The 23,649-nt window shown below is 61.1% G+C and carries 20 protein-coding genes and 3 tRNA genes; 16 read left to right on the forward strand and 7 right to left on the reverse strand.

Annotated elements, in window-relative coordinates; all coding sequences use genetic code 11:
• Window positions 1–31: 31 nt before the first annotated feature.
• The 4 genes from LDN82_RS07600 to LDN82_RS07615 all read left to right on the forward strand — a co-directional run bounded on the left by LDN82_RS07600 (window position 32) and on the right by LDN82_RS07615 (window position 3,646).
• A complete protein-coding gene (locus tag LDN82_RS07600) occupies window positions 32–1,348 on the forward strand; it encodes a deoxyguanosinetriphosphate triphosphohydrolase (protein WP_224092138.1) in 1,317 nt (438 codons plus the stop codon).
• Window positions 1,349–1,402: 54 nt separating this feature from the next.
• Window positions 1,403–3,298: a DNA primase gene (gene dnaG, locus LDN82_RS07605; RefSeq protein WP_224166935.1), complete on the forward strand. Its 1,896-nt coding sequence runs from the start codon at window positions 1,403–1,405 to the stop codon at window positions 3,296–3,298.
• An 86-nt stretch (window positions 3,299–3,384) separates the two neighbouring features.
• Window positions 3,385–3,457, forward strand: a tRNA-Asn gene (locus tag LDN82_RS07610).
• A gap of 116 nt (window positions 3,458–3,573) precedes the next feature.
• A tRNA-Asn gene (locus LDN82_RS07615) sits at window positions 3,574–3,646 on the forward strand.
• A 46-nt stretch (window positions 3,647–3,692) separates the two neighbouring features.
• On the opposite strand, the gene LDN82_RS07620 is transcribed toward LDN82_RS07615, so the two are convergent.
• From LDN82_RS07620 to LDN82_RS07640, 5 genes are all read right to left on the reverse strand, one after another.
• Window positions 3,693–4,100 (reverse strand): hypothetical protein, encoded by a 408-nt coding sequence (locus tag LDN82_RS07620; RefSeq protein WP_224166936.1) that lies wholly within the window; start codon window positions 4,098–4,100, stop codon window positions 3,693–3,695.
• Window positions 4,101–4,142: 42 nt separating this feature from the next.
• Window positions 4,143–5,426: an alpha/beta hydrolase-fold protein gene (locus LDN82_RS07625; protein WP_224166937.1), complete on the reverse strand. Its 1,284-nt coding sequence runs from the start codon at window positions 5,424–5,426 to the stop codon at window positions 4,143–4,145.
• Window positions 5,427–5,451: 25 nt separating this feature from the next.
• Window positions 5,452–7,950: a DUF2156 domain-containing protein gene (locus LDN82_RS07630; RefSeq protein WP_224166938.1), complete on the reverse strand. Its 2,499-nt coding sequence runs from the start codon at window positions 7,948–7,950 to the stop codon at window positions 5,452–5,454.
• 111 nt (window positions 7,951–8,061) lie between these two features.
• Complete coding sequence (locus LDN82_RS07635) at window positions 8,062–8,241, reverse strand: glycine zipper domain-containing protein (RefSeq protein ID WP_216925346.1); 180 nt, start codon at window positions 8,239–8,241, stop codon at window positions 8,062–8,064.
• Window positions 8,242–8,297: 56 nt separating this feature from the next.
• The gene (locus LDN82_RS07640; RefSeq protein WP_224166939.1) at window positions 8,298–9,527 is read right to left on the reverse strand and encodes a multidrug effflux MFS transporter; all 1,230 of its coding nucleotides are present in this window, start codon (window positions 9,525–9,527) and stop codon (window positions 8,298–8,300) included.
• A gap of 176 nt (window positions 9,528–9,703) precedes the next feature.
• Between LDN82_RS07640 and LDN82_RS07645 the strand changes: the two genes are divergently transcribed.
• The 5 genes from LDN82_RS07645 to LDN82_RS07665 all read left to right on the forward strand — a co-directional run bounded on the left by LDN82_RS07645 (window position 9,704) and on the right by LDN82_RS07665 (window position 13,593).
• Window positions 9,704–10,552 (forward strand): phage holin family protein, encoded by an 849-nt coding sequence (locus LDN82_RS07645; protein WP_224166940.1) that lies wholly within the window; start codon window positions 9,704–9,706, stop codon window positions 10,550–10,552.
• Between the two features lie 49 nt (window positions 10,553–10,601).
• Window positions 10,602–11,225: a CDP-alcohol phosphatidyltransferase family protein gene (locus LDN82_RS07650; protein WP_224166941.1), complete on the forward strand. Its 624-nt coding sequence runs from the start codon at window positions 10,602–10,604 to the stop codon at window positions 11,223–11,225.
• Window positions 11,225–12,130, forward strand: a complete 906-nt coding sequence (locus LDN82_RS07655) for a DMT family transporter (RefSeq protein WP_224092167.1) — start codon at window positions 11,225–11,227, stop codon at window positions 12,128–12,130. Before LDN82_RS07650 ends, LDN82_RS07655 begins: the two co-directional genes overlap by 1 nt.
• Window positions 12,131–12,241: 111 nt before the next feature.
• The gene (locus LDN82_RS07660; RefSeq protein ID WP_224092169.1) at window positions 12,242–13,438 is read left to right on the forward strand and encodes a glycosyltransferase; all 1,197 of its coding nucleotides are present in this window, start codon (window positions 12,242–12,244) and stop codon (window positions 13,436–13,438) included.
• A gap of 81 nt (window positions 13,439–13,519) precedes the next feature.
• Window positions 13,520–13,593 (forward strand) — tRNA-Ile (locus LDN82_RS07665).
• Window positions 13,594–13,657: 64 nt separating this feature from the next.
• On the opposite strand, the gene LDN82_RS07670 is transcribed toward LDN82_RS07665, so the two are convergent.
• Window positions 13,658–16,426, reverse strand: coding sequence for an AAA domain-containing protein (locus LDN82_RS07670; RefSeq protein ID WP_224166942.1), 2,769 nt, complete (start codon window positions 16,424–16,426; stop codon window positions 13,658–13,660).
• A 213-nt stretch (window positions 16,427–16,639) separates the two neighbouring features.
• On the opposite strand from LDN82_RS07670, the gene LDN82_RS07675 reads away from it, so the two are divergent.
• Complete coding sequence (locus LDN82_RS07675) at window positions 16,640–17,830, forward strand: acyl-CoA dehydrogenase family protein (RefSeq protein ID WP_224166943.1); 1,191 nt, start codon at window positions 16,640–16,642, stop codon at window positions 17,828–17,830.
• Here the strand turns inward: LDN82_RS07675 and LDN82_RS07680 are convergent.
• Window positions 17,805–18,347, reverse strand: a complete 543-nt coding sequence (locus tag LDN82_RS07680; RefSeq protein ID WP_224166944.1) for a M23 family metallopeptidase — start codon at window positions 18,345–18,347, stop codon at window positions 17,805–17,807. The two genes, LDN82_RS07675 and LDN82_RS07680, sit on opposite strands and share 26 nt — an antisense overlap.
• A gap of 422 nt (window positions 18,348–18,769) precedes the next feature.
• Here LDN82_RS07680 and rpsB point away from each other — a divergent pair, with 422 nt between their 5' ends.
• The 6 genes from rpsB to LDN82_RS07710 all read left to right on the forward strand — a co-directional run bounded on the left by rpsB (window position 18,770) and on the right by LDN82_RS07710 (window position 23,646).
• Window positions 18,770–19,612, forward strand: a complete 843-nt coding sequence (rpsB, locus tag LDN82_RS07685) for a 30S ribosomal protein S2 (protein WP_224166945.1) — start codon at window positions 18,770–18,772, stop codon at window positions 19,610–19,612.
• 121 nt (window positions 19,613–19,733) lie between these two features.
• Window positions 19,734–20,570 (forward strand): translation elongation factor Ts, encoded by an 837-nt coding sequence (gene tsf, locus LDN82_RS07690; protein WP_224092177.1) that lies wholly within the window; start codon window positions 19,734–19,736, stop codon window positions 20,568–20,570.
• A gap of 121 nt (window positions 20,571–20,691) precedes the next feature.
• The gene (gene pyrH, locus LDN82_RS07695; RefSeq protein ID WP_224092194.1) at window positions 20,692–21,429 is read left to right on the forward strand and encodes a UMP kinase; all 738 of its coding nucleotides are present in this window, start codon (window positions 20,692–20,694) and stop codon (window positions 21,427–21,429) included.
• Between the two features lie 117 nt (window positions 21,430–21,546).
• A complete protein-coding gene (gene frr, locus LDN82_RS07700; protein WP_216925335.1) occupies window positions 21,547–22,104 on the forward strand; it encodes a ribosome recycling factor in 558 nt (185 codons plus the stop codon).
• Window positions 22,104–23,039: a phosphatidate cytidylyltransferase gene (locus LDN82_RS07705; RefSeq protein ID WP_224166946.1), complete on the forward strand. Its 936-nt coding sequence runs from the start codon at window positions 22,104–22,106 to the stop codon at window positions 23,037–23,039. The genes frr and LDN82_RS07705 overlap by 1 nt, the downstream gene beginning before the upstream one ends.
• A 22-nt stretch (window positions 23,040–23,061) precedes the next feature.
• Complete coding sequence (locus LDN82_RS07710) at window positions 23,062–23,646, forward strand: DivIVA domain-containing protein (protein ID WP_224166947.1); 585 nt, start codon at window positions 23,062–23,064, stop codon at window positions 23,644–23,646.
• The last annotated feature ends 3 nt before the right edge of the window (window positions 23,647–23,649 follow it).

Consider the following 23,649-nt stretch of genomic DNA (forward strand, 5'->3'; position numbering starts at 1 on the left):
ATACAACGGCGCTTGAAGGAGGCAGATACCCATGGGAACCGAAGCGATGCTTGGACGCACCGGAACGCCGCACGACTACGTGCAGGCAATTCCGGGCTACACCGAAGCGGATTCTGCGCGGTGGGTGGAAGAGCCGCGAAAAACCAACTACCGTTCCGATTTTGAACGTGACCGGGCACGGGTCCTGCATTCCTCGGCCCTGCGGCGGCTGGGCGCGAAAACGCAGGTTGTTGCTCCGGACACGGACGATTTCGTTCGCACCAGGCTGACGCACAGCCTGGAGGTTGCCCAGGTAGGCCGCGAACTTGGCCGTTCACTGGGCTGCGACCCGGACGTTGTGGATACCGCATGCCTGAGCCATGACCTTGGCCATCCACCCTTCGGCCACAATGGTGAGTCAGCACTGAACGAAGTCGCACATACTATTGGCGGCTTCGAAGGCAACGCGCAGACGCTGAGGTTGTTGACGCGCCTGGAACCGAAAGTCCTTGCCGAGGACGGCAGGCCCGCCGGGCTCAACCTGACCCGCGCCAGCCTGGATGCTGCGTCCAAGTACCCGTGGTCCGCCGTCGACGCCCCCGTCATCCATGGCCACCGCACCAGCAAGTTTGGCGCGTATGAGGACGATCTTCCCGTGTTCGAATGGCTGCGTGAGGGCGCTCCGGGTAACCGCTCCTGCATTGAGGCCCAGGTGATGGACCTCGCGGACGATATTTCCTACTCGGTCCATGACGTCGAAGACGCAATCGTCGCAGGCCACTTCCAACTGAAGTGGATGGAGAATCCGGACCACCGTGCCCGCGTTGTGGGCTACACCAAGCAGTGGTACCTCCCACACAACGATCCTGCTGACATCGATGCTGCCCTTGCCCGGCTGGAAGCCACCAAAGTGTGGGTCCGTGAGGCTGACGGGAGCCGGAAATCCATGGCCGCGCTGAAAGACATGACCAGCCAGCTCATCGGCCGGTTCTGCCAAAGCGCCATGGAAACCACCAGGGACCATTTCGGCCCTGCCAACCTGACCCGCTATGGCGCCGAGCTCATGGTCCCGGAGGACACCGTGACCGAAATCGCGGTCCTGAAGGGCCTGGCCACTACATTCGTCATTTCCACGGACCACCGCCAGCCCGTCTACGAACGCCAGCGTGAAGTCCTGCACGCTCTGGTGGGCGTTCTGAATGCCACGGGCGACCGCCACCTCGAGCCGATGTTCGCTGCTGACTGGCGTGACGCTGCCGATGATGGCGCCCGGCTGCGGGTAGTGATTGACCAGGTGGCGTCTTTGACGGATGGTTCCGCGCTGGCCATGTACGAGCGCCTGGTGGGGAGCCTGCCGTCGCTCTGGTAGCACCGTCGCTCTGGTAGCACAGGGCCGTCAAGGCGGAGCGGCTAGGATGGTCACGTGGCTGGCTTGATCAAACGTGAAGATATCGACGAAGTACGCCAGCGCACGGATATCAAGGAAGTCGTTGACGGTTACGTCACCCTGAAGAGTGCTGGCCTGGGCAGCTTCAAGGGCCTGTGCCCCTTCCACGATGAACGCTCACCATCCTTCACTGTGCGCCCCCAAGTGGGCAGATATCACTGCTTCGGTTGCGGCGAAGACGGGGATGCCATCTCCTTCGTCCAGAAAATGGACCACAGCTCCTTCCACGAGGCAGTGGAAAAGCTGGCCGCCAGAATTGGCTACGAGCTGCGGTACGAGGACGGTGGCAGTGGTCCAAGCCGCGAAGAAGTGGGCAAGCGCCAGCGTCTCCTGGATGCCCATAAGATCGCCGATGAGTTCTTCCGTGCCCAACTGCTGACCCCCGGAGCGGCCGAGGGCCGCAACTTCCTCGCTGGGAGGGGCTTTGACCGTGCGGCAGCAGAGCACTTCGGCGTGGGCTATGCGCCCCAGGGCTGGGACTCGCTTCTTAAGCACCTGCGTGGCCGCGGGTTTACCGATGCTGAACTCAAACTTACGGGCATGTTTTCGGAAGGAAACCGGGGCATCTATGATCGCTTCCGTGGCAGGCTCATTTGGCCCATCCGGGACATCGCCGGCGACACCATCGGGTTCGGCGCCCGGAAGCTCTACGAGGACGATCAGGGTCCAAAGTACCTGAACACGCCTGAAACCACTCTCTACAAAAAGTCCCAGGTCCTCTACGGGATCGACATCGCCAAACGGAACATCGCCAAGGACCGGCAGCTGGTGGTGGTTGAGGGGTACACCGACGTCATGGCCTGCCACCTTGCAGGAGTCACGACGGCGGTCGCCACCTGTGGCACCGCGTTCGGCACCGAACACATCAAGATCGCCCGGCGCCTGCTTTCGGACGACGGCACCGGGGGAGAGGTTGTCTTTACCTTCGACGGAGACGCCGCCGGCCAGAAGGCCGCCCTCCGCGCCTTCGAGGAAGACCAACGGTTCGTCGCGCAAACGTACGTTGCGGTGGAACCCACTGGCGCTGATCCGTGTGATCTTCGTCAACTCAAGGGCGACGCCGCAGTACGTGAACTCATCGATAGCAGGAAGCCGCTCTTCGAGTTCGCGATCCGTGCCTCGCTCCGCAGGCACAACCTGGACACGGTAGAAGGCCGGGTCGCAGCGCTGCGGGAAGCGGCGCCCGTTGTGGCACAAATCCGCGACTCCGGCATCCGCCCCGCCTACATACGCGAACTCGCTGGCTGGTTGGGGATGCCGATTGAGGAAGTCAGCCGCTACGTTGGGGCGGCAGCCAAGCGCGCGGCATCCGGCGCGAGTCCGTCCGGTGCTGCGGAACAACCCACGACGACGGCGGCATCGTCGAACGGTCAGGCATCGAACGGTCAGGTCTTCAATCGTCCCGATCCGCGGGACCCCGTGGCAGGGATGGAGCGCCAAGCGCTGGAAGTCGTCCTCCAGGAGCCCTCAGTCCTGGGCGACGGGGCATGGGAGCGCTTTGAGGCGTCCTATTTTGCCACTCCTGCATATGCGGCGGTGCATGCAGCTGTGCGTGCCACAGGCCTGGCCCACGCAGCTGATCCGGTGGCATGGGTGGAGCACATCCGGCAGGAAGTCCCGGAGCCTCTTCGGCCCTTGGTTTCGGAGTTGGCGGTAACTCCTTTGCCGGCCAGTACCCCGGAGGCCATGCAACGGTATTGCCGGGACATTTTGGCGAGGCTTTTCGAACTGCAGATCACCCGCATTAAAGCGGACAAGATGGGCCAGCTGCAGCGCCTTGACGCAGCAGCATTTCCCGAGGAATTCCAGCGGCTGAACCGCGAACTGATGGTGCTGGAAATGCAGCGTCGAGCCCTGCGTTCAGACTCCTGAGGGTCCCTGCCGAGGGCCCTCGGAAGCGGCCTGGAGGCTCGATTTCGTTTTCCGGCGGGGCCCTGTTAAGCTAGTAACCGCTTCATTCCTCCGTAGCTCAATTGGCAGAGCATTCGACTGTTAATCGAAGGGTTACTGGTTCAAGTCCAGTCGGAGGAGCGCACAATACCCCCGTTCCGGAGTTTCGGAACGGGGGTATTTTTTATACCCCCAGGGGGTATCTCCGTCCGATTCGCATTCGCCTAAAACCTTTGCTAAAGTCATAACCGCTTCATTCCTCCGTAGCTCAATTGGCAGAGCATTCGACTGTTAATCGAAGGGTTACTGGTTCAAGTCCAGTCGGAGGAGCGCAAGGACCCCGCACCGGTTTCGTACTGGTGCGGGGTCCACTTTTTTACACGAAATCCATCTCCACCTGGAGGAACCGTGCGGCTTCGGCCACGGCTGCCAGGAAGGCTTCCTGTTCGGTAGGGGGTGTCCGCGGTTCGCGCGGATGCCACTCGTGGGGAGCGGAGTACACGCGGGTGAACCCACCACCCGGCGGTGCATAGAAGATTCCAAAGCGCTGGACCGGCCACTCAGGTGAGGTCTCGGGGGCAACCAGCAACGCGGCGTCGGCTTCCGGGTTGTACCACTGGGCGATGGGCCGGCGCCGGTCATCCGTGAAAAGGCCTGCCGCATAGAGGGCAGCGGACTGGGGACTGGTCACGGAGCACAGCCGGTCCCACCACAGCGGCAGGATGCGTTCATCCCGACGCTGCCAAGGTGCCGGAAGCGGCTGCAGCTCTTGCCAATGTGGCACATCTCAACTTTATCGCCGGGGACGGGCCGGCAACAGGGCTGCCTAGGGGGACAAGCCGAGTCTCGGATACAGCACCTCAAAGCCCTTTGTCAGGCCGGCGTTCAATGCGATGCCTACATGCCCGCCGTTTGGCACCTCGTAATAGGTCACCGTCATTCCGGAAGCTTTTGCAGCTGCCGAGACAGCCTTCGCAGCTGCAACATAGGTCACATCATCCGAGCCGACGGTGAAAACGGCAGTGGTGTCTGGAAATTGCTTGCCCTTCATGATGTTGATGGGCTTCTGGGCGTCATAGGCTGCCTGGTTGCCGCCAAAGATCTCTGCAAGGTTGCCTGCAGGGTCCTCCGCCCCGGGAAACTCCTCGCCGGAGATATCCACCACATTGCCCCACATCTTCGGGTATTTGAGCGCAAAGGAGATGGCGCACTGCCCGCCGTTGGAGTATCCGGCGATGGTCCAATGATCGCGGTCCGGGAGGATGTTCAGGTTCGCCTTGGCCCAGTTCACCACGTCAACGTTGATGTACTTCTCCACGTTTCCGTACTTGGCCGTATCCAGGCATAGAGTGTCGTCCTGATCCGGTCCGATCTGGTCGGCCACGATCGCGATGGGCGCCAAGCCATTGTTCTTCGCAGCAAATTCGTCCAACGCGGCCGAAACGTACTGGGGGTCAGGCAGGCCCGGCTGGCCCATCATGAGGACAAACAAGGGCAAACGGGGTGGGTTCTCCGTCAGGGCAGCAGGCGGCAGGTAGATCCCGGCAGGGCGGGCATTGAAACCCGAGGCGGTGGGTGGAATGACCTGCGTTCCCACTTCGCCTTTTGCTGGCATGTTGGTTGGCGGTTTCCAGTTCTGCCAGAGGGGCCCGGAAGGGACAGGAGCATCCGGGTCCGGCTTGCTCAGTTGGATGGCTTCCTCAGTGGAAATCCCCAGCGCTGAGCCCAGGGTCCTGTTGAGCCCGAACTCCATGTTGACGCCCAGCGCAGTGACCAGGAGGAACACGGGAATCGATATCGCCGCCACGGCCTTCCGCCACCGGGGACTGTGGCGAAAACTAACCGCGGCCAGGCCAAGTGCAGCGAAGCCTGTGATCACCCAGAACCACACCCGGGGTGTCAGGCCCACGTGGAAGACGTCCAGGACATCCTCCACGATCCAGACCGTCAACCAACCCAGCGCTGCTGTCACCACAATGCCAACCACCGCGGTGATGACCCAACGCGAAGACGGCCTGAGGAACAGCAACAGGAAAAGCCCGACGCCGATAATCACCGCTATCGTCATGACCACAGGGCCGCTGATCTCGATTTCCAGGAGGCCCTTCATGACTGCCGCGTCCGTCCGGCGGCAGTCATGCGGCGGGTTCCCGGGCAACCATTTGGCGTAGCAAACCGGCGCTCTGTGCGGGGGACAACCCCGGCAAATACGCCGACCCAACAGCAAGGCCTATGGAAGGCAGGGCCAGCGGATCCCGGTAATACATGTACAGAGTGCGGTGCTCGGGCTGGAACCGCGATTTGAAAGCTGCCAGGGACTTGAAGCCGTACATGGGCTCCAGTGCATTGCCCAGCATTGCCAGGACCCGGTCCAAGGCACTGTGGTCACCGTCGTCCGTCGCTGCCCCCGTGTTGGCCAGCGGGGAGCCTGACAGCGAGATGCGCGGAACGTCGTCCTTGAAGTGCGTAACAGCGGAGGCGATCAGGAATTCCATGACCCCTTTGAAACCAGTGGTTCGGCGGCGCATGAAGTCCAAGGTCCAACCCGACACCACTCCGTCGGTAAAGACCGGCAGCCAGCTTGTGACCCCATGGACCAGGCCGTCGTCGTCCACCGCGACGCAACACATGACTTCGGGATCCTTCAGTTCATCGAGACCGCCCAACGTGAACCCCATCTCGGGGAGGGGCTTGTCCGCCACCCACTCTTCCGAGATTTCGGCAAGTTGTGCCCGGATCCCCGGAGGCATCTCCGCGTAGTGGTACCAGTGGTCTTTGATGGACAGCTTCTCCGCCCTGTTCAGCGCGGTCCGGACGTTCTGCCATTCCTTGCCTTTGAACGTCATGGCCTGGACGTTCAGCAGGGTTTCTTCCGCCACCTCCAGTTTGCGGAAGCCGCGGGGGAGGAGAGCTTCGTCAAGCTCCGCCGTGGCCGAGTAGAAGCACGGTGTGAGGCCCAGTGCTGCGCAATGTGCCAGAAAGCCTGTGGCAGCCTCGGTGTGGTGTTGGCGGGCTCCGAACGGACCCGCCACCGTCAGTGCCACCCCGTTGTGCACTTGGTAGGCGAGGCCAGCCCTCCTGTCCGGCGTGAACCAGTACTGGTTGTTGTCCCACAGGGCCATCCAGGACAAGGTGCCCCCGCCGTCATGAAGCAGTTCACGGGTGTGTCCCAGATCCGCAGCAGGGTCTTTCGCCAGCGCCCGGAACCGCTGGAAATTGTTCAGGACCATCAAAAGGATGCACAGCCAAATGGCGTCCCCGCCCAGTCCGTAAAGAACGGTGCTCAGCAGTCCCTGGGGCAGTTCAACGACGAACGGAACGGGGAAGGGGACCAGGATATGGGTCAATTGGCCTGCGAGGTCCCATAGGGATGAGCGGCTGGGGTTGCCCTCCAGGAACCAGAAGACCACGTAGAGGGCCGCCGCCACAGCAGCCATGATGAGGGTTGTCCTGCCCAGGACGCGATATCCGGCGTCGCTGGATTCCACCCGGAATTTGTGGCGGTTGACCACCAGCAGGACCGCGATGATCAGCGGTGCCAGGATAGCGGGCACGGCGTAGAGCAGGAGGTAGCCGATGTCGTCATTGCCGAGTGTCACTTCCGGATCCGTCACGTACTGCAGGATTGCCACGCTCGTCACGAACGCCAGGTACAGCTGGATGACCAGGGTCAGCCTGTACGCAAGGCGGCGACCACGGCGCAGCCCCTCGGCACAGACAAGGAGCAACAGCACCGGGATCACTGTGAGGATGGTGGCACCGAAACTCTGCACGCCCACAACACTTTGCAGCGTGACGCAGCTCTTGTCGTTGTCGCATGCTTCGTTGACTTCGTCCACGCTGGGGCTTGCCTGCAGCATCACCTCGGAAACCACAGAAAGCGGGCCGACCTCCAACGTGCCCGTTAGCTGCGTCAGCAAGGGACCCAGGGCGAACACACCCACCACTGTGCCCACAAGGAACCGGGTCTCACGAAGGCTAGAGGAGTGAAGGGAGCCCGCACGCCGCCGCAGCACGAGGGCTTGGACGGCCCAACCGGCCAGAATGCCGATGACAGCGCCGGCAAGGGCCTGGAGTGTTTGTGCGACGCCTACAAACAACGCGAACATGAGCGTGGCGGCCAGCAACCATGTCCGGAGGCGACGACGCCACAGCGCCTCCAGCGCCGCCGTCGAACATCCCAACGCAGCGGCGGCACCACCGTAGGCGCCCACAACGTACTCGCCACCCAGGAAACTCAGCCATTGGTCGCTGTTGTCCGTTCCAAAAGCAACCAGCCCCATCAGCACCAGAGCGCTCAGAGCGGAACCAAAGATGAATGCTGCCAGCGCCAGCCATGGCCCCATGGTGCGCTCGGCGATACCCACGCCCACCAGGATCAGAACGGTGCATGCCAGATAGTCCAGCAAGGATGAGGCAAAGAAAGATGATGTGAAGATGGACCATCCCGGTCCCGGATCCAGCGCCAAACCCAGCCCGACTTGTTCCAGGAGTGACTCGCTGGGACCGGCGACAAGGCTGCCCGTAACTGCGCCGACAACCCAAAGGAACAGCACGAGTCCCAGGGTCAGGGGCAGCCGCCGTATGGCCGCCAGGCCGTAAACAGTGCCCCTGTATCCATCAGTCGCACTCATGTGATGTCCCCTTCACCGGCGAAGCAGGGGGAAACCCCCGGCTGGCCACCATTCTGCCCTGCCAGGCGCCCTAAGGGGAGGGCTTATACGGGCCGATAGGTCCGGTTACTGTTAGTCCCTGTTCCAGGGGCCCGGGTTCACCCGGTACAGCAGGGCCGCTCCAATGACGGCGCCAAGTATCGCCCCGAACAGTGCACTCCCGGCCAGACGGCCCAACAGCGCCCCGACGACGGCGCCAAGCACGGCCCCGAGGAAAAGGCCCCTACCGTTGCGGTGCGGTTTCTTGGTCATGGTCACTGCCTTTGGTCGGGTCAAGGTGAAATGCCGAATTAGTGGATTGAGGGGACCTAATGAATTGACGGGACCGTCCGCGGCCGGACCACCAGCCACAGTGCGGCAATGGCTCCGGTGATGCAAACAGCCTGGACCGCGCCCATGGGTATCGCTGAATCGACACCGAGCCAGCCGACAACGGGGGGAACGATGCCCGCCATCATGAATTGCGCTGCCCCCAGGAGCGACGCCGCCGTCCCCGCTTGGGCTCCATGGTTCGCAAGGGACAGGACCTGGACGCAGGGGAACAGGAAGCCTGTGGCGCAAATGTAGAACCACAGCGGAATCAGGATGCCCCACAGACCCACGTGGAGGAGATCGAGCACGATAATCAGGGCCGCCATAAGCAGCATGAATACCGTGGCTCCGGCCACGATCCACTGTGGCGCGACGCGTCGGATCAACCTCGAACTGATCTGGACGCCCGCCACGATGCCCAGTGAATTGACCCCGAAGAGGAGGCCGTATTCCTGGGGAGAGAATTCATAGACGTTCTGGAACAGGAAGGTGGAGGCGGAGAGGTAAGCGAACAAGCCACCGAAGTTGAGGCTGCCAACCATCAACATGCCCACGAATATCCGGTCCGTCAGCACCGTTTTGTACCGCTGGCGCACCGTGACTGTGGATTTCCCGCGCCTTTCCGCTGGGAGGGTTTCGCGAATAAAGAAGATCGCGGCCACTATCACCAACGTGCCATAGCAGGCCAGGAAGTAGAAGATGCCGGGCCACGGGAACACCAGCAGCAATTGGGAACCGATGATGGGGGCCAGGATCGGAGCCAGCCCGTTGACCAAAGACATCCGGGAGAACATGCGGACCATCGAATAGCCGTGGAACAGGTCCCGGACCATGGCCATGGCGACAACGCCGCCGCCCGCGGCGCCGATACCCATGAGCACACGGAAAAGGGACAGGAACCCGATGTCCGTAGCCAAGGCAGCGCCCAATGACGATCCAATATGCAGGGCGGTGGCTAGGATCAAGGGCAGGCGACGGCCAAACTTGTCGCTGAAGGGACCAACCACCAACTGTCCAAGGCCAAACCCAACCGTGGTGCCGGTCAGCGTCAGTTGGATCGCCGTGGCTGATACGCCAAAACTCTCCTCCAGCGCAGGGAACGCAGGAAGGTAGAGATCCACTGTGAAGGGCCCCAGAGCGGTCAGGGCACCGAGAAGGACAATGTAGACAAGCTTTTCGCGTCGGCTCAGGGAATCGCCCGGAGCAATTGGATTGGTCACGATCATCTATCCTATGGCCGTCACATCATATTTATGCAGCTGCGTCAGGCGCGCCGCGGTGTCATCGGCGAAAGTTGAGCCGGAACCTGAATGATAGTTTTGAGGACAGGTGCCCGCGGCGATCTTTTTCCGGCCGCGTTCGCCCGACACGATGCCCAGAGGAAGCAGTTAGGCGGAACCCAATGAGTGGACGTCACACCGGCCGGACCAGCACGAGACCAGCCATCCGTACTTTGCCGAAGACCCTCAAGCTCGTTGCCCGTTTGGCTCCCAGGCAACTCAACGATGAGATCGCCCTTGCCAAGGTCGAACTCAAGCGAAAGGCCACCCAGGTTGGGGTGGCCGGCGCGTTCTTTGGCGTAGCCCTTGTCTTCATGTCGCTCCTGGTGATCGCGTTGGTGGTGGCCGCGATTCTCGGTTTGGCTACCATCATGCCGGGCTGGCTTGCGGCGTTGATCGTTGCAGCTGTGTTTCTCGTGATCGTCGCGCTCGGAGCCTTGATCGGTGTCTCCAAGTTCAAGAAGGCCATGCCTCTGATCCCTGAAGACACCATCCGTGGACTCAAGCACGATCTGGGAATTGCGAAGGAGGGCTCGGCCTTCGACGAATCGATCCTCGATCCCAATTCGCCCGCTGCCAAGGCGGAGAAGGCTGCCAAGGAAGCTGCCGCCGAAAAGGCGAAGGCAGAAAAGGCTGCAAAGGAAGCTGCCAAGGAAGCGGACGCAGCCAAGGCGCCCACGGAGGCAGAACTCCGCCTGCGCCTGAACAAACGGCGCGAACACCTTACCGGCGTGCGCGATGAGCTTGGCGAGCAGTTGGACGTCAAGAAGCAGAGCCAGGCTTTGCTTGGGGCAGCCACCGTGAAACTCCAGGAGGGAAAGGACTTTGCTTCGGCCAAGTTCGCTGACCTTGGGGAGGCCGTCCCCGAGGACCTCGCCGGGCGCCTTGCGTCCCGGTGGAAGGACCTCGTGGCTTTCGCCGCCGCGGCTGCACTCTTCGTGGTTGCCCTGCGGAAGCTGCTGAAGAAGTAGCAGCCTGACGCGGTACCGCACACACTGGAGGAGAGGAAAGGGGGACACCATGAGGTTCATCGGTGCTGGTTCGCATCCGGACCGTCCCCAGGTGGACCACGACCTCGTCTTTACCGTTCCCAATGTGCTCACCGTACTGCGCTTCATGGGCGTCCCGCTCTTTGTGTGGTTGGTCCTGTGGCAGAAGGAATATGGCTTCGCTGTGCTCGTGCTGGTCATCATGGGCAGCACGGACTGGGTGGATGGCTATATCGCCCGCCGCTATGACCAAACCTCCAAGTTGGGCAGGATCCTGGACCCCTTGGCGGACCGGGCCGCGCTCATAGCCGTTGCCGTCACTTTGGCGATCGCCGGCGTCGTGCAGTGGTGGTATCTGGCCGCGCTGGTGGTGCCTGACGCCATTCTTGCCATTGCCTCGCTGATTTACTTCCGCAGCCATCCAGACCTTCCCGTCAGCATCATCGGCAAGATCCGCACCGGGCTGCTGCTGGTGGGCACTCCGTTGCTGGTACTTTCCAAATTGCCGATTCCCTACACCGACGCCTACTTCGCCGCTGCTTGGGTCTTCCTCGGCCTCGGCCTGCTGGGCCACTGGATTGCGGCGTACAACTACTACTGGGCCATCCTGCGCAAAGGCAAAGAACTGCGGGCCAACGACGGCGGACACGGCTGATGGTGTGGCTGGCGGTTTTCCTTGCCGTACTTGGCGCCTTTTTCCTTGCCATCGGCGCACAACGCCAGGGAAGCGCGGTAAAGGCTGATACCGGCGGACTGGCCCTGAGTTCCAACGGGTTCCTGCGGCTTCTGCGCAACCCACGATGGATGCTTGGGCTCTTGCTGTTGTGCCTTGGCATGGTGATGAATGCGATCGCCCTTGTATCGGCACCCCTGACGGTGGTGCAGCCCATTGGCGCGATCGCACTGGTCATTACCACCGTGGTCAATGCCAAGGACCAGGGCCTGAGTATCAACCGCGCCACCGTGGTTGCCATTACCGCCTGCGTCACCGGATCGGCATTGTTCGTACTCCTGGCAGTTAACGTCACGCAGGAAAACCACCATGTTAACGCTGAAGACGAACTGACAATCGTGCTGCTCCTGGCCCTGGCCGTGGGCCTTTTCGGCACTCTTGCAGTGCTGTTCAAACACCGCATGAGCGCCTTCATATACATCTTGGGAGCGGGTGTACTGTTTGGCTTCGTGGCCGTCCTGACCCGGATCATCGGCAAGCACCTCCTGGACCCCAATGGCCTGTTCCTGCTCAATGTGCAGTGGTACACCCTCATTGCCATCGCCGCCGCCGGCGGCCTTGGTTCCTGGTTCGTCCAGAGCGCGTATTCAGGTGGCCCTCCGGATCTGGTTATTGCCGGACTGACCGTGGTGGACCCCATGGTGGGCATCGCCATCGGCATCGTTATCCTTGGTGAGCTTCGTCCCGATGTCCATGCCGTGATGGCAATCAGCATGGCCGCCGCAGCTTCCCTTGCTATCGTGGGGGTTATTGCCTTGAGCCGGCACCATCCGGAAGTCACCAAGCGTAAGAAGGACGCGAAGGCGGCTGCAAGCCGGAAGGCCTAGGCAAAGTTTGATCCTTGCGCCACCGCTTCCCAGCGGTCCGGCAACCCGGCGACACCGCAGCATTGACCCGTTCAAGGCTGTTCCGCACCGTGACCATCAGGAGTTCTCCACGTGACCATTCCCGACACCAACAAACCCCTTACCATCCTGATCGCGGCGGACACCTACCCGCCGCACGTAAACGGTGCTGCGCAGTTCGGCTACCGCCTGGCCAAGGGAATGACGGCGCGCGGACACAACGTGCACGTGTTGGCTTGCCGTCCGGACACGGGCAAGAGCTACACCGAGTTCCGTGACGAGGCAACCGTCCACCGCCTGCGCTCCCATGGGGTGTTCACCCACGAATACTTCCGCATCTGCTTCCCCTGGGAAATCAAGAAGGAAATCAGTCTCCTGTTCGACAAAGTCCAACCGGACGTGGTGCACATCCAAAGCCACTACATGATTGGCGAACACGTACTCTACGAGGCAGTGAAGCGTGGCATCAGGATTATTGCCACCAACCACTTCATGCCTGAAAACCTGAACCCGTTCCTTCCGTTCCCGCAGTGGTTCAAGGACATCGTGGGGCGCATCTCCTGGAAGGACATGGGCAAGGTGATGGGCCAGGCGGACGTCGTCACGACACCCACACCCCTTGCCGCCAAGGCCATGCACCAGCACGCGTTCCTCCGTAAAGTCCTGCCCCTGTCCAATGGCATTGATTCCGCAGCGTACGAGCTTCAGCCGGGCGAGACGATCGAACCCCATGCCAACCCCACTGTCCTTTTCGCCGGACGGCTTGCGGAAGAGAAGCACGTCAATGTGCTGATCGACGCCATTGCCAAGACCCCGCGCGAACTCAACGTCCACCTGGAGGTCGTGGGTGGCGGCGAAGTCCGCCCGGCCTTGGAGGCACAGGTGGCCAGGCTTGGATTGGGGGATCGAGTGAAGTTCCTGGGGCTGGCAAGCGATGAAGAGCTGCGCGAGGCCTACATCAAGGCCGATATTTTCTGCATGCCCGGCACTGCGGAACTTCAGTCGTTGGTGACGCTGGAAGCCATGTCCGCCTCCACGCCCGTGCTGTTGGCAAATGCCATGGCACTGCCGCACCTGGTCCGCGACGGCGAAAACGGATACTTGTTCACGCCCAACGACAGCACGGAACTCGCCGCGAAGATCACCAAGCTGGTGGAGCTTCCTGAAGACCAACTTAAGGCCATGGGGAAGGTCAGCCGCGAGATGGTGGAGCCGCACAGCATCAACGGCACCCTTCAGACATTCGAGGACCTCTACCGCGGTGCTTCCTACGAGGACATGGTGGTGTGACAAAAGCACTCTTGAGTAGCTATTAGTATTGCTAGAGTGCATTTGCCCCAACTGTTGCTTTTTAGCGGCTTGGGGCGTCACGGGGCTATAGCTCAGCTGGTTAGAGCGCGGGACTCATAATCCTAAGGTCCTCGGTTCAAGTCCGAGTAGCCCTACCTTTGCACGGGAGCCGTGGCTGGCGTTTCATACGTCTGCCACGGCTCTTTGCGCTTCGGCTGTTCATCCCACTGCCGCTGATAATTCCGAGCGAATGCGGGCTTCCTCCCCGCTTCCCGTCGTAGGCAAACGCAGGAGACGAATCCCATGGGCATGGCAGATGGCATCTTTGAGTTCATCCCGGACGTGTTGAGCGGACTTGTCTTCGTGGAATGCGAAACCGTCAACTTCAATGGCCAGGACCGGCAGGTTGGTGACGCGGTTATAGACCACGAAGTCCAGGCTCGCCCGGTTCTGGACAAAGGAAGCCTGTTGGTACGTGAGCGTTGCAGGATCGCGAAGCAAATTCTTCAGCAGGACCTGTGGGGCCACAGCCAAGTCGGAGAAGTCCTCTTCCTCGAGGACCTCCGACAAGAGGGTCCAGACAATATTCTCCGAAGCGAATGTGGAGCCGTTTCGGAGTCGGCCGGCCAAGGGTCGTAGCAACGCTGAATACTCTCGGTACAGGAGGTCGAAGACGGACAGGACGCTGCTGTCGAAAACACCGTCCTCCGGATTTCGGTAGCGAATAAACTGCACGAGGTCTCGAAGGTGCCGGCTTTTTGGCAGCATCTCATTGTTCGTTACAAGTACGAACCGCTTCACTGCCCGGGAGACGGCGACATTGACGAGGTGCGGGTCATCGACGAAGCTGACGCCCTGGTGTCCGCTGCTTGTCTCGTCCAGGACTGTGCTCATGATGATCACGTCCTTCTGCCGCCCTTGGAACTTGTGGACTGTGTCGGCGTGGATGCTACTGAGCAGGGCTTTAGCCACTTTGTCCACTTGCCGTCGATACGGGGTCACCACGCCAATCTGGTCATTGCTGATACCTGAGCAGTATCGCCCGAGGACCTCCTTGGCAATGACGTCCGCCTCACGCTGGTTGGTCCGACCCCCGCTGCTGTGCTGGCGCATGTGGTTCCCCTCCACCGTCCGGACTACCACCAACGGCTGACCGCCCGGCCCGCTGGAGGTGTACGGGACCAGCCTCCCGCCGTAGAACTTCCTGTTGCAAAAGTCGATGATCGCCGGATCGCAGCGGTAATGCTCCCGAAGCATAGTGCGGGGAAGGTCATCGCCGAACTGCTCGATGATTGAGGACAGAATGTTGTGCTTCCTGTAGTCCACGCTGGTGGACGGGGCTCGCGTGGAGTTCCTTGAAGCCTTCTCATCGGCGATGTGCTGAAGTTGCTGAAGGTCCCCGACCACGATGACGTTCCGGGCGCGGGAGAGTGCCAGTCCAGCGGCGAGCAGATCGACTTGGGAGGCCTCGTCAATGATCAGATAATCGAGGAGCTGGCCGGTGGGAACATTTCGTCGCAGGGAGTGGCACGTGCTCAGAATTACCGGATAGTCAGCGGTGAAGCCTGCAAAGTTTGACTTGTAGGTGGCCTCTGAATGGATCCGCCTGCGGGTTCGGCTGTAGCGGCGGTGGAGAGATGCTTCCAGGGTCTGTCTGGAAGCCCGCCGGTGGTCTTCCTCAAGACGCCCGTAGTCCTTGTTTGCCAGCAGCCGCTCCGCTTGATCGATACGCTGTTCAAGCTCCCGTATCTTGCTGTCGTAATAGGCTCGCTGAAGCCGCACCACGACATCGGTGTCGTGGGGATCGATTCGTCCGAGTGGTCCATATCGGAGGCGAAGTCCAAGACGCTGGAAAAGTTTACGGAGTGGCCCCGATCCGACGGGCGTGATTGCGGTCTCGGCCAGGAATTCCAGGATCCGACCGGATGGGCCACGCAGTAGCGGGACGCCTTCCAGGCCGGGCACCTCACGGGCGTCTGCCTGCAGAAGGAAATGACGCCTCTCGAGTTGGTACGCGTCCAGCTCCTGCTTCAATATGGCCAGCTGTCTTGCGGTCCCTTGCAGGGTCTGCAATTGACTGTCGAGTTCGGCCACATACTCTGACGGCGGCGCCTCGCCGGATGGCCTGCCGACCAATTGATCGACCCTGGCGTTCCTGGATTCCTGCTTGGCGAAGAATTCGGTACTTTTCTCTTTCCGGCCGAGGTCCGCCACGAGGTATCCGTAGCCTTCCTCGGCGAGTTTGTCCCCGACATTTTCCACGGCGGCGTTGTTGAAGGAGACGATTCCAACCGTCTGCCCCGGAACTGTCACGATGTTGGCCACAAGGTTCAGTATCGTTTGGGTCTTTCCCGTACCGGGTGGGCCGTCGATCGCCGATATTCGATGGCCGAGTCCTCTCAGGAGAGCCTCTCGTTGGCTGATGTTTGACGAGAAAGGCAGTATCGGGTGCTGTTGAACCAATTCCGGGGAAACCAGGGGCTGGCGCTGGAGCAGCACATCCAGCGCGCTTCCTTTGGGGACGCTCCTGAAGTTCTCGTACTGCCCGCGCAGCGGATCGTCTGCGCTCAGCTTCGATGCAACATCCCGCCAATAATCAAGCACGACCTGGGCTTGTATTTCTTCCTCGGATGGCCGGGAGATTGCTATCTCACTGTCACCACAAGATTGAAAGCAGGGCCCTGGGCCGCCCATATGAAAAACGCGCCACCATGGCCCCTGAGGGGAATCGAAACGGAGGACCTCTGTGACAGCTTCGAGAACCTTGCCACGCACGATGACGGTGTCGTGGGGGCTGAGGAATATGGGTGCGGGATTTCGAAGAATAATGACGTTGTCCGCCGAGTATTTGTATGTCTTCCCGGAACTGAAGGTTACATACGTGAACGCGCCCGCGGCGCGGTACTCCACCAGTTCCGCGGTCTTGTCATCAAAGCCGTTCCGGCTACGATTGCGGACCAAAATGGCTTCGCTCCGTGGATTGATCATCTGCACTTCCCCCAAACTCGTGTGCGGCGTTGCACTAGCGACGTTACAGAAGTGTCCCGTGCGATCAGATGATTTGGAATCGGGTGAGGTGTCTCCAGCGTTGCGGTAAACCGTGAAGCTGCGGTATGTTACTCATCAGTAACTTACTACTCGCCGGTAACTTCCGGGGCCGTGACGTGGTGGCAGGTGACCACCACCCTTGAAGGAGCGCACATGTCCAACGCTGCATTTGATGCCAACAACCTCCCCTATGCTGATGGTGACTTTTACGCCTTTGAGCAATTGCTGACGGGCAAGGAGCAGGATCGTCTGGCCGAGGTCCGCCAGTTCCTGGCGCGCGAGGTCAAGCCCATCGCCGTGGACTGCTGGAACCGCGCCGAATTCCCCATGGACCTCATTCCCAAGCTCGCCGAACTCGATCTGGTCAGCCCGGTGCGCCGGCAGGGGTACTCCAATCTGTTTGCGGGCATCCTCCACGCTGAAGTGACCCGTGCCGATGCATCGATCGCGACGTTCATGGGAGTGCATGATGGGCTATTCACGGGCTCTATCGAGGCCCTGGCTTCCCAGGAGCAGAAGGATGCCTGGCTTCCGGACATTTACTCCCTGAAGAAGATCGGCGCTTTCGGCCTGACTGAGCCTCTGGGTGGTTCAGATGTGGCTGGCGGTACCCGGACCACGGCGCGGCGCGAGGGGGACCACTGGATCCTCGACGGGGCCAAGCGCTGGATCGGCAACGCCACGTTCTCCGATTGGGTAGTCATCTACGCCAAGGATGTGGAAGACAACCAGGTCAAGGCATTCCTCGTGGACACCTCGCTTCCCGGATACTCGGCACGCAAGATCGAGAACAAGATCTCCCTGCGTACTGTTCAGAACGCGGACATCGTCCTGGACAACGTGGTGGTCCCGGACTTCTTCAAGCTGGCCAACGCCAACAGCTTCCGCGATACCAACAAAGTCCTCAAGGTCACCCGCCTTGCCGTCGCCTGGCAAGCCGTGGGGCTTCAGCTCGCTGCCTTCGATGTGGCCCGAGCCTATGCAGTGGAGCGCCAGCAATTTGGCAGGCCCTTGGCAGCCTTCCAGCTGGTGCAGAACCAGTTGGTACAGATCCTGGGCAATGCGGTGGCGTCAATGGGCATGATGGTGCGGTTGGCGCAGCTCGAGGATGCGGGGGTTGCAAAGGACGAGCAGTCAGCATTGGCGAAGGCATTCACTACCGCACGCATGCGCGAAAGTGTTGCCCTTGGCCGCGGCATCCTGGGCGGCAACGGCATCGTCACGGATTATGAAATGGCCAAGATATTCTCCGACGCCGAGGCCATCTACTCCTATGAAGGCACCCATGAGATCAACACCCTGGTGACCGGACGCGCCATCACCGGCGTGTCCGCGATCGTCTAGGTGGTCCTTTGTCGGTGAGGACCTGGTCCAAGGGCAGCAGGATGGAAGGCCGCAGGTCTTCCACGAATCCCAAAGGGTTCACGTAGTCCTCGCCGCGGCGGACGCCCCAATGAAGGCAGGGGGTTCCGCTGCAGTGCCCCAGCGCCAGGGAGCCAATGGACTGGCCCTTGCGAACGTGATCTCCAGGCTTCAGGTCACTCGTCATGGGTTCAAAGCTGCTCCGGAGTCCGTCGCCATGATCGATCGTGAGGACCGGACGGTCAACCACGACGCCGGCAAAGGTCACCACGCCGTCGGCAGGCGAGGCGACCAAAGCGCCGTCGAGCGCTGGCCCCAGGTCAACCCCGCGGTGCCCGCTGAGCCACGGTTTGTCTGGCGGATCGAACGTCCGAACGACTCCGGGTTTGGGGGAGAGGGGCCAGCTCCACCGCTCGCCTGTGGGTGCGGATCCGCCGGGGCCTCCAGCCGCAGTCGCGGCGAGGACGAGCAGGGAAATGGAAAGCTTCAAAATGGCCATGTACCAAGGCTTTCCGGTCGCGCCCTGCCGTGCCATCCCTGGACTGTCCTATGTGGACAATGTCCCCGACAACATCCGGGTTCGGGAGGTCAAACGAGTGGTGCCGCTGTAGTACACTTGGTGGAGCAGTTTGCTGTGCCCTCAAGCTAATTCAGGAACATGTCTCATTCAGATATGTGAGGGTCCAGAGCTGACTACGCGTATCCAGCCCTCCACCAGCGAAGCCGCTTGGCTTTAGGCTGCGGAGGATTGTGCCTCTTGCGGTCCGGTTGAGCCTTTGCGGCTCCATTCCGGATGAGAAGCGCAATGGATGCCAGGAGCCGCGCCCGTCCGGGCAAAGGCTAAACAACCGTCAACTATTGGCAGGGTAAGAGCAGCCCCATGGGCTCTCTCATGAATGACCTGCCGGAAGGAGCGTCGGCATGCCCGTCGTAACTATGCGCCAGCTGCTTGACAGCGGCGTCCACTTTGGACACCAGACCCGTCGTTGGAACCCGAAGATGAAGCGCTTCATCTTCACGGAGCGCAACGGCATCTACATCATCGACCTCCAGCAGTCGCTGTCCTACATCGACCGCGCCTACGAGTTCGTCAAGGCTACTGTCGCCCACGGCGGCACCGTCCTGTTCGTCGGCACCAAGAAGCAGGCTCAGGAAGCAATTGCCGAGCAGGCTACCCGCGTTGGCCAGCCGTACGTCAACCAGCGTTGGTTGGGCGGTATGCTCACCAACTTCCAGACCGTCGCCAAGCGTATCCAGCGCATGAAGGAACTCGAAGAGATCAACTTCGAGGACGTCGCCGGCTCCGGTTACACCAAGAAGGAGCTCCTGCTCCTCAAGCGCGAACTCACCAAGCTTGAGTCCAACCTCGGTGGTATCCGCAACCTGACCAAGGCCCCGTCTGTTCTGTGGGTTGTTGACACCAAGAAGGAACACCTTGCTGTCGACGAAGCCAAGAAGCTGAACATCCCGGTTGTTGCCATCCTGGACACCAACTGCGATCCCGACGAAGTTGACTTCCCGATCCCGGGCAACGACGACGCCATCCGCTCCGTCAACCTGCTCACCCGCGTTGTTGCCGACGCCGTTGCTGAGGGCCTCATCGCCCGCAACCAGCGCGCCACCGGCACCACCGAGGCTCCGGAAGAGCCGCTGGCCGAGTGGGAGCGCGAGCTCCTCGAAGGCAGCAAGACTGAAGAAGCTCCGGCCGCCGAGGCTGCCGAGGCTCCTGAAGCTGCAGCCGGCGAAGCCGAAGCAGCCAATTAAATCTGGACCTTCCCTGAGGCCGGAAACGGCATCGGGGGCATCTGACAGGATGGCGGCCCACATGGTGGGCTGCCGTCCTGTCAGTCCGTAAACACACAACTTTCTAGACAGAGGGGTTCACATGGCGAACTACACTGCTGCTGACATCAAGGCCCTGCGCGAGCGCACCGGCGCCGGCATGATGGACGTCAAGAAGGCTCTTGACGAGGCCAACGGTGACGCCGAGAAGGCCATCGAGATCATCCGCATCAAGGGCCTCAAGGGTGCTACCAAGCGCGAAGGCCGCTCCACCGCAGAGGGCCTGGTTGCTGCCAAGGTTACCGACGGCGTGGGCGTAATGATCGAGGTCAACTGCGAGACCGACTTCGTCGCCAAGGCTGACAAGTTCATCCAGCTGGCTGACAAGGTCCTCAACGTTGCAGTCGAGTCCGGCGCTGCCGACCTCGAAACCCTGCTCGCCACCGAGGTCGACGGCAAGCCGCTGTCCGAGATCGTCATCGAAGAGGGCGCTGTCCTCGGCGAAAAGGTTGTTGTCCGCCGTATTTCCCGCGTTGAGGGCACCACGGTTGACGCTTACCTGCACAAGACCTCCAAGGACCTTCCTGCACAGGTCGGCGTCCTGTTCGCTGTTGACGGCGAAGGCGAAGCCGCTGCCACCGCAGCACACGACATCGCCGTCCACGTGGCAGCCATGGCTCCGAACTACCTGACCCGCGAAGACGTCCCGGCCGAACTGGTCGAGTCCGAGCGCCGCATTGCTGAAGAGACCGCCAAGGCTGAAGGCAAGCCGGAAGCTGCACTCGCCAAGATCGTCGAAGGCCGCGTGACGGGCTTCTACAAGGGTGAGGTCCTGGTTGACCAGGCATTCGCCAAGGATTCCAAGAAGACCGTTGCACAGGTCCTCGAAGAAGCCGGCGTCAAGGCAACCGCAGTATCCCGTTTCCGCGTCGGAAACTAGTAATTCATGAAAAGGGGTGGTCACTTCGGTGGCCGCCCCTTTTTCATGCACCCGTCCGGGTAGTATCTGCGCGGACCCACAGCACGATAATCTAGCCAGAGTCCACCAACGGGAAGGCACCATGGAAACCGTCAATACTGCAATCCAGCCCGAGAAGACCCGCCGCCGTGTACTTCTGAAACTTTCCGGCGAGGTCATCGGCGGAGGCAAGCTCGGCGTCGATCCTGAAACCGTCCGCGCTATTGCCAAGCAGATCGCTGCTGCCGTCGCTGACGTTGAAGTAGCCATTGTGGTTGGCGGTGGAAACTTCTTCCGCGGAGCCGAACTATCCCAGAGCGGCATGGACCGGTCCCGTGCGGACTACATGGGCATGCTTGGCACGGTCATGAACTGCCTCGCGCTGCAGGACTTCCTGGAGCAAGCAGGCGTGGAAACCCGTGTCCAAAGCGCCATCACCATGGGCCAGGTGGCAGAGGCGTACATTCCGCGCAGGGCCATCCGCCACATGGAAAAGGGCCGCGTGGTCATCTTCGGTGCAGGAGCCGGCCTGCCGTACTTCTCCACGGACACGGTAGCTGCGCAGCGCGCCCTCGAAGTCCACGCCGACGTCGTACTGATGGCCAAGAGCGGTGTGGATGGCGTCTACACCGCAGATCCCAAGAAGGATTCATCTGCCGAAAAGCTTGATGTCCTCAGCTATGACGACGCCCTGCGCCGGGACATCCGTGTGATGGACCAGACGGCCATGACCATGTGCAAAGACAACAACCTGTCCATGGTGGTCTTTGGCATGGAGGGCGAGGGCAACGTTACCCGCGCCATCCTGGGTGAAACGCTGGGAACCCTGGTTACTCCCTAGCAGCGGCTAGGATATTTCTAGGACCGTCCGCCCCTCGTGGCGGATCTTTACTGTGCATTCCTGTAACGTGCATTGCCGCCCGCAGTTGGGCAGCGACTATTTTCTGAGGAGAAACCCGTGATCGAAGAGACCTTGCTCGAAGCCGGCGAGAAGATGGACAAGGCGGTTGAGGTAGCCAAGGAAGATTTCGCCTCGATCCGTACGGGTCGGGCAAACCCAGGGCTCTACAACAAGGTGATCGTGGAGTACTACGGCACTCCCACTCCGCTGCAGCAGCTCGCATCCTTCGCAGTTCCGGACGCACGGACCATCCTCATCACGCCGTACGACAAGACGGCCCTGCGTGACATCGAGAAAGCCTTGAGCGATTCCGAAGTTGGCGCCAACCCCTCCAACGACGGCAACATCATCCGTGTCACCATCCCGGAGCTCACCAAGGAGCGCCGCAAGGAGTACGTCAAGATCGTCAAGGGCAAGGGTGAAGACGCCAAGGTCTCCATCCGCAGCATCCGCCGCAAGGCCAAGGACGCAATTGACAAGTTCGTCAAGGATGGCGACGCCGGCGAGGACGAAGGTTCACGCGGCGAGAAGGAACTCGACGCCATCACAAAGCAGCACGTCGACAGCATCGACGAACTGCTCAAGCGCAAGGAAGCCGAGCTGCTCGAGGTCTAATGAACCAGGCAGAGCCGGCACCCGCTGGGAGGGTCCCGACACGCGATACGAGCAAACGCGTCAGGCGTTTGCGAGGTAACCCGACGCCGAAGGCAGGCCGCAATCTTCCGGCCGCCATCGGCGTCGGGCTTGCCATGCTTTTCGCCGTTCTTGGGGGATTGCTTTTCCTTCCGCTTGGCTTCGTCCTGCTCACCACATCGTTTGCGGTGCTGGGCGTTTGGGAAGTCTTCAGGGCCCTTGAGGCCCAGGGAACCAGGATGCCGATCATCCCTGTGATGATCGGAACGCTGGTGATGCCGGTTTCCGCCTACTTCGGCGGTTTGGAAGGCTTGCTGTTCACCATGACCGCAAGCTGCGTCGCGGTTCTGCTGTGGCGCTCCATCGAGAGTGCTGCAGGTGCTCCCCGAAGCGTTTTCGCGGGTGTCTTCACTCTCGCCTGGATACCGTTCCTGATCAGCTTCGCGGCGCTCCCACTGCATGCAAGCGGTGGCGCGACTCCAGTCGGCCTATGGCCGGACGGGATTCCAGAGGGAGCCTGGCAGATTGCCACCATGCTGCTTCTGGTCGTTTCGAACGACACGTTCGGTTACATCGTTGGCGCTTCCTTCGGGAAGCACCCCATGGCACCGAAGATCAGTCCCAAAAAGTCGTGGGAAGGATTTGCGGGTTCTGTCGCGGGCGCCATGATCATTGGCGTTCTCGCGTGTGTCCTCATTTTGGACAAACCGTGGTGGGTTGGCCTGGTGCTGGCTACCGGCATGGTTGCTGCTTCGACGGCGGGAGACCTCGCCGAGTCCATGGTCAAGCGCGAACTGGGCGTGAAGGACATGAGCAGCATCCTCCCTGGCCACGGCGGCGTCATGGACCGTTTGGACTCGATCGTCTTCGCGGCTCCTGTAGCCTATGTTCTGTTCGCGCTGCTGAGCGGCGTCTGACAACCCCGATGAAGGAAAATTAGTGGCTTTGGATATTCGTCGCCAGATTCCCGCAACGTTCGATCGCGTTGAGCGCAGCAAGTACGGCTACAACGCCAAGCAAGTGGATGCGTTCCTTAGCCGCGCCAGGACGTCTTTCGAGAACCCTGTGGGTGCCGCAGATCAAGTGTCCAGCACGGACGTGCGCGATGTAGCTTTTGACCCGGTCAAGGGTGGTTACGACGCCAACAGCGTCGACGCTGCCTTGGACCGGCTTGAGGACGCCTTCGCACGCCGGGAACGCGACGACCTCATCAGCCAGCAGGGCGAGGAAGCCTGGCTGCGGCAGATCGGTAAACTTTCCGGCATCCTTCGCGGACGGCTGCACCGGCCCGACGGCGAACGGTTCCGCCGCCCGGCCAAGAAGAAAGTCCGCAGCTACAACGTCCAGGATGTGGACGCACTCTGCGCCGAACTTATCGGTTACCTGGAACACGATCAGCCCCTCAGCGTGGACACCGTTCGTCGTGCAGTCTTCCGTGCGGCCAAGGGTGACGAAGGCTATGAGGAAGCCCAGGTGGATGCATTCCTTGACCGTGTGGTTGAACTGATGGCGGCCATCGACTAAGAA

The organism is Arthrobacter sp. StoSoilA2 (genome assembly GCF_019977195.1).
Lineage (GTDB): Bacteria > Actinomycetota > Actinomycetes > Actinomycetales > Micrococcaceae > Arthrobacter.

Bases quoted from the DNA above. Each gene is read 5' to 3' on its own strand.
- LDN82_RS07600 (WP_224092138.1), top strand. From the start codon at position 32: ATGGGAACCGAAGCGATGCTTGGACGCACCGGAACGCCGCACGACTAC.
- LDN82_RS07635 (WP_216925346.1), bottom strand. From the start codon at position 8,241: ATGACCAAGAAACCGCACCGCAACGGTAGGGGCCTTTTCCTCGGGGCC.
- LDN82_RS07640 (WP_224166939.1), bottom strand. From the start codon at position 9,527: ATGATCGTGACCAATCCAATTGCTCCGGGCGATTCCCTGAGCCGACGC.
- LDN82_RS07645 (WP_224166940.1), top strand. From the start codon at position 9,704: ATGAGTGGACGTCACACCGGCCGGACCAGCACGAGACCAGCCATCCGT.
- rpsB (WP_224166945.1), top strand. From the start codon at position 18,770: ATGCCCGTCGTAACTATGCGCCAGCTGCTTGACAGCGGCGTCCACTTT.
- LDN82_RS07680 (WP_224166944.1), bottom strand. From the start codon at position 18,347: ATGGCCATTTTGAAGCTTTCCATTTCCCTGCTCGTCCTCGCCGCGACT.
- pyrH (WP_224092194.1), top strand. From the start codon at position 20,692: ATGGAAACCGTCAATACTGCAATCCAGCCCGAGAAGACCCGCCGCCGT.
- LDN82_RS07670 (WP_224166942.1), bottom strand. From the start codon at position 16,426: ATGATCAATCCACGGAGCGAAGCCATTTTGGTCCGCAATCGTAGCCGG.
- LDN82_RS07705 (WP_224166946.1), top strand. From the start codon at position 22,104: ATGAACCAGGCAGAGCCGGCACCCGCTGGGAGGGTCCCGACACGCGAT.
- LDN82_RS07675 (WP_224166943.1), top strand. From the start codon at position 16,640: ATGTCCAACGCTGCATTTGATGCCAACAACCTCCCCTATGCTGATGGT.
- LDN82_RS07625 (WP_224166937.1), bottom strand. From the start codon at position 5,426: ATGAAGGGCCTCCTGGAAATCGAGATCAGCGGCCCTGTGGTCATGACG.
- LDN82_RS07630 (WP_224166938.1), bottom strand. From the start codon at position 7,950: ATGAGTGCGACTGATGGATACAGGGGCACTGTTTACGGCCTGGCGGCC.
- LDN82_RS07650 (WP_224166941.1), top strand. From the start codon at position 10,602: ATGAGGTTCATCGGTGCTGGTTCGCATCCGGACCGTCCCCAGGTGGAC.
- tsf (WP_224092177.1), top strand. From the start codon at position 19,734: ATGGCGAACTACACTGCTGCTGACATCAAGGCCCTGCGCGAGCGCACC.
- LDN82_RS07655 (WP_224092167.1), top strand. From the start codon at position 11,225: ATGGTGTGGCTGGCGGTTTTCCTTGCCGTACTTGGCGCCTTTTTCCTT.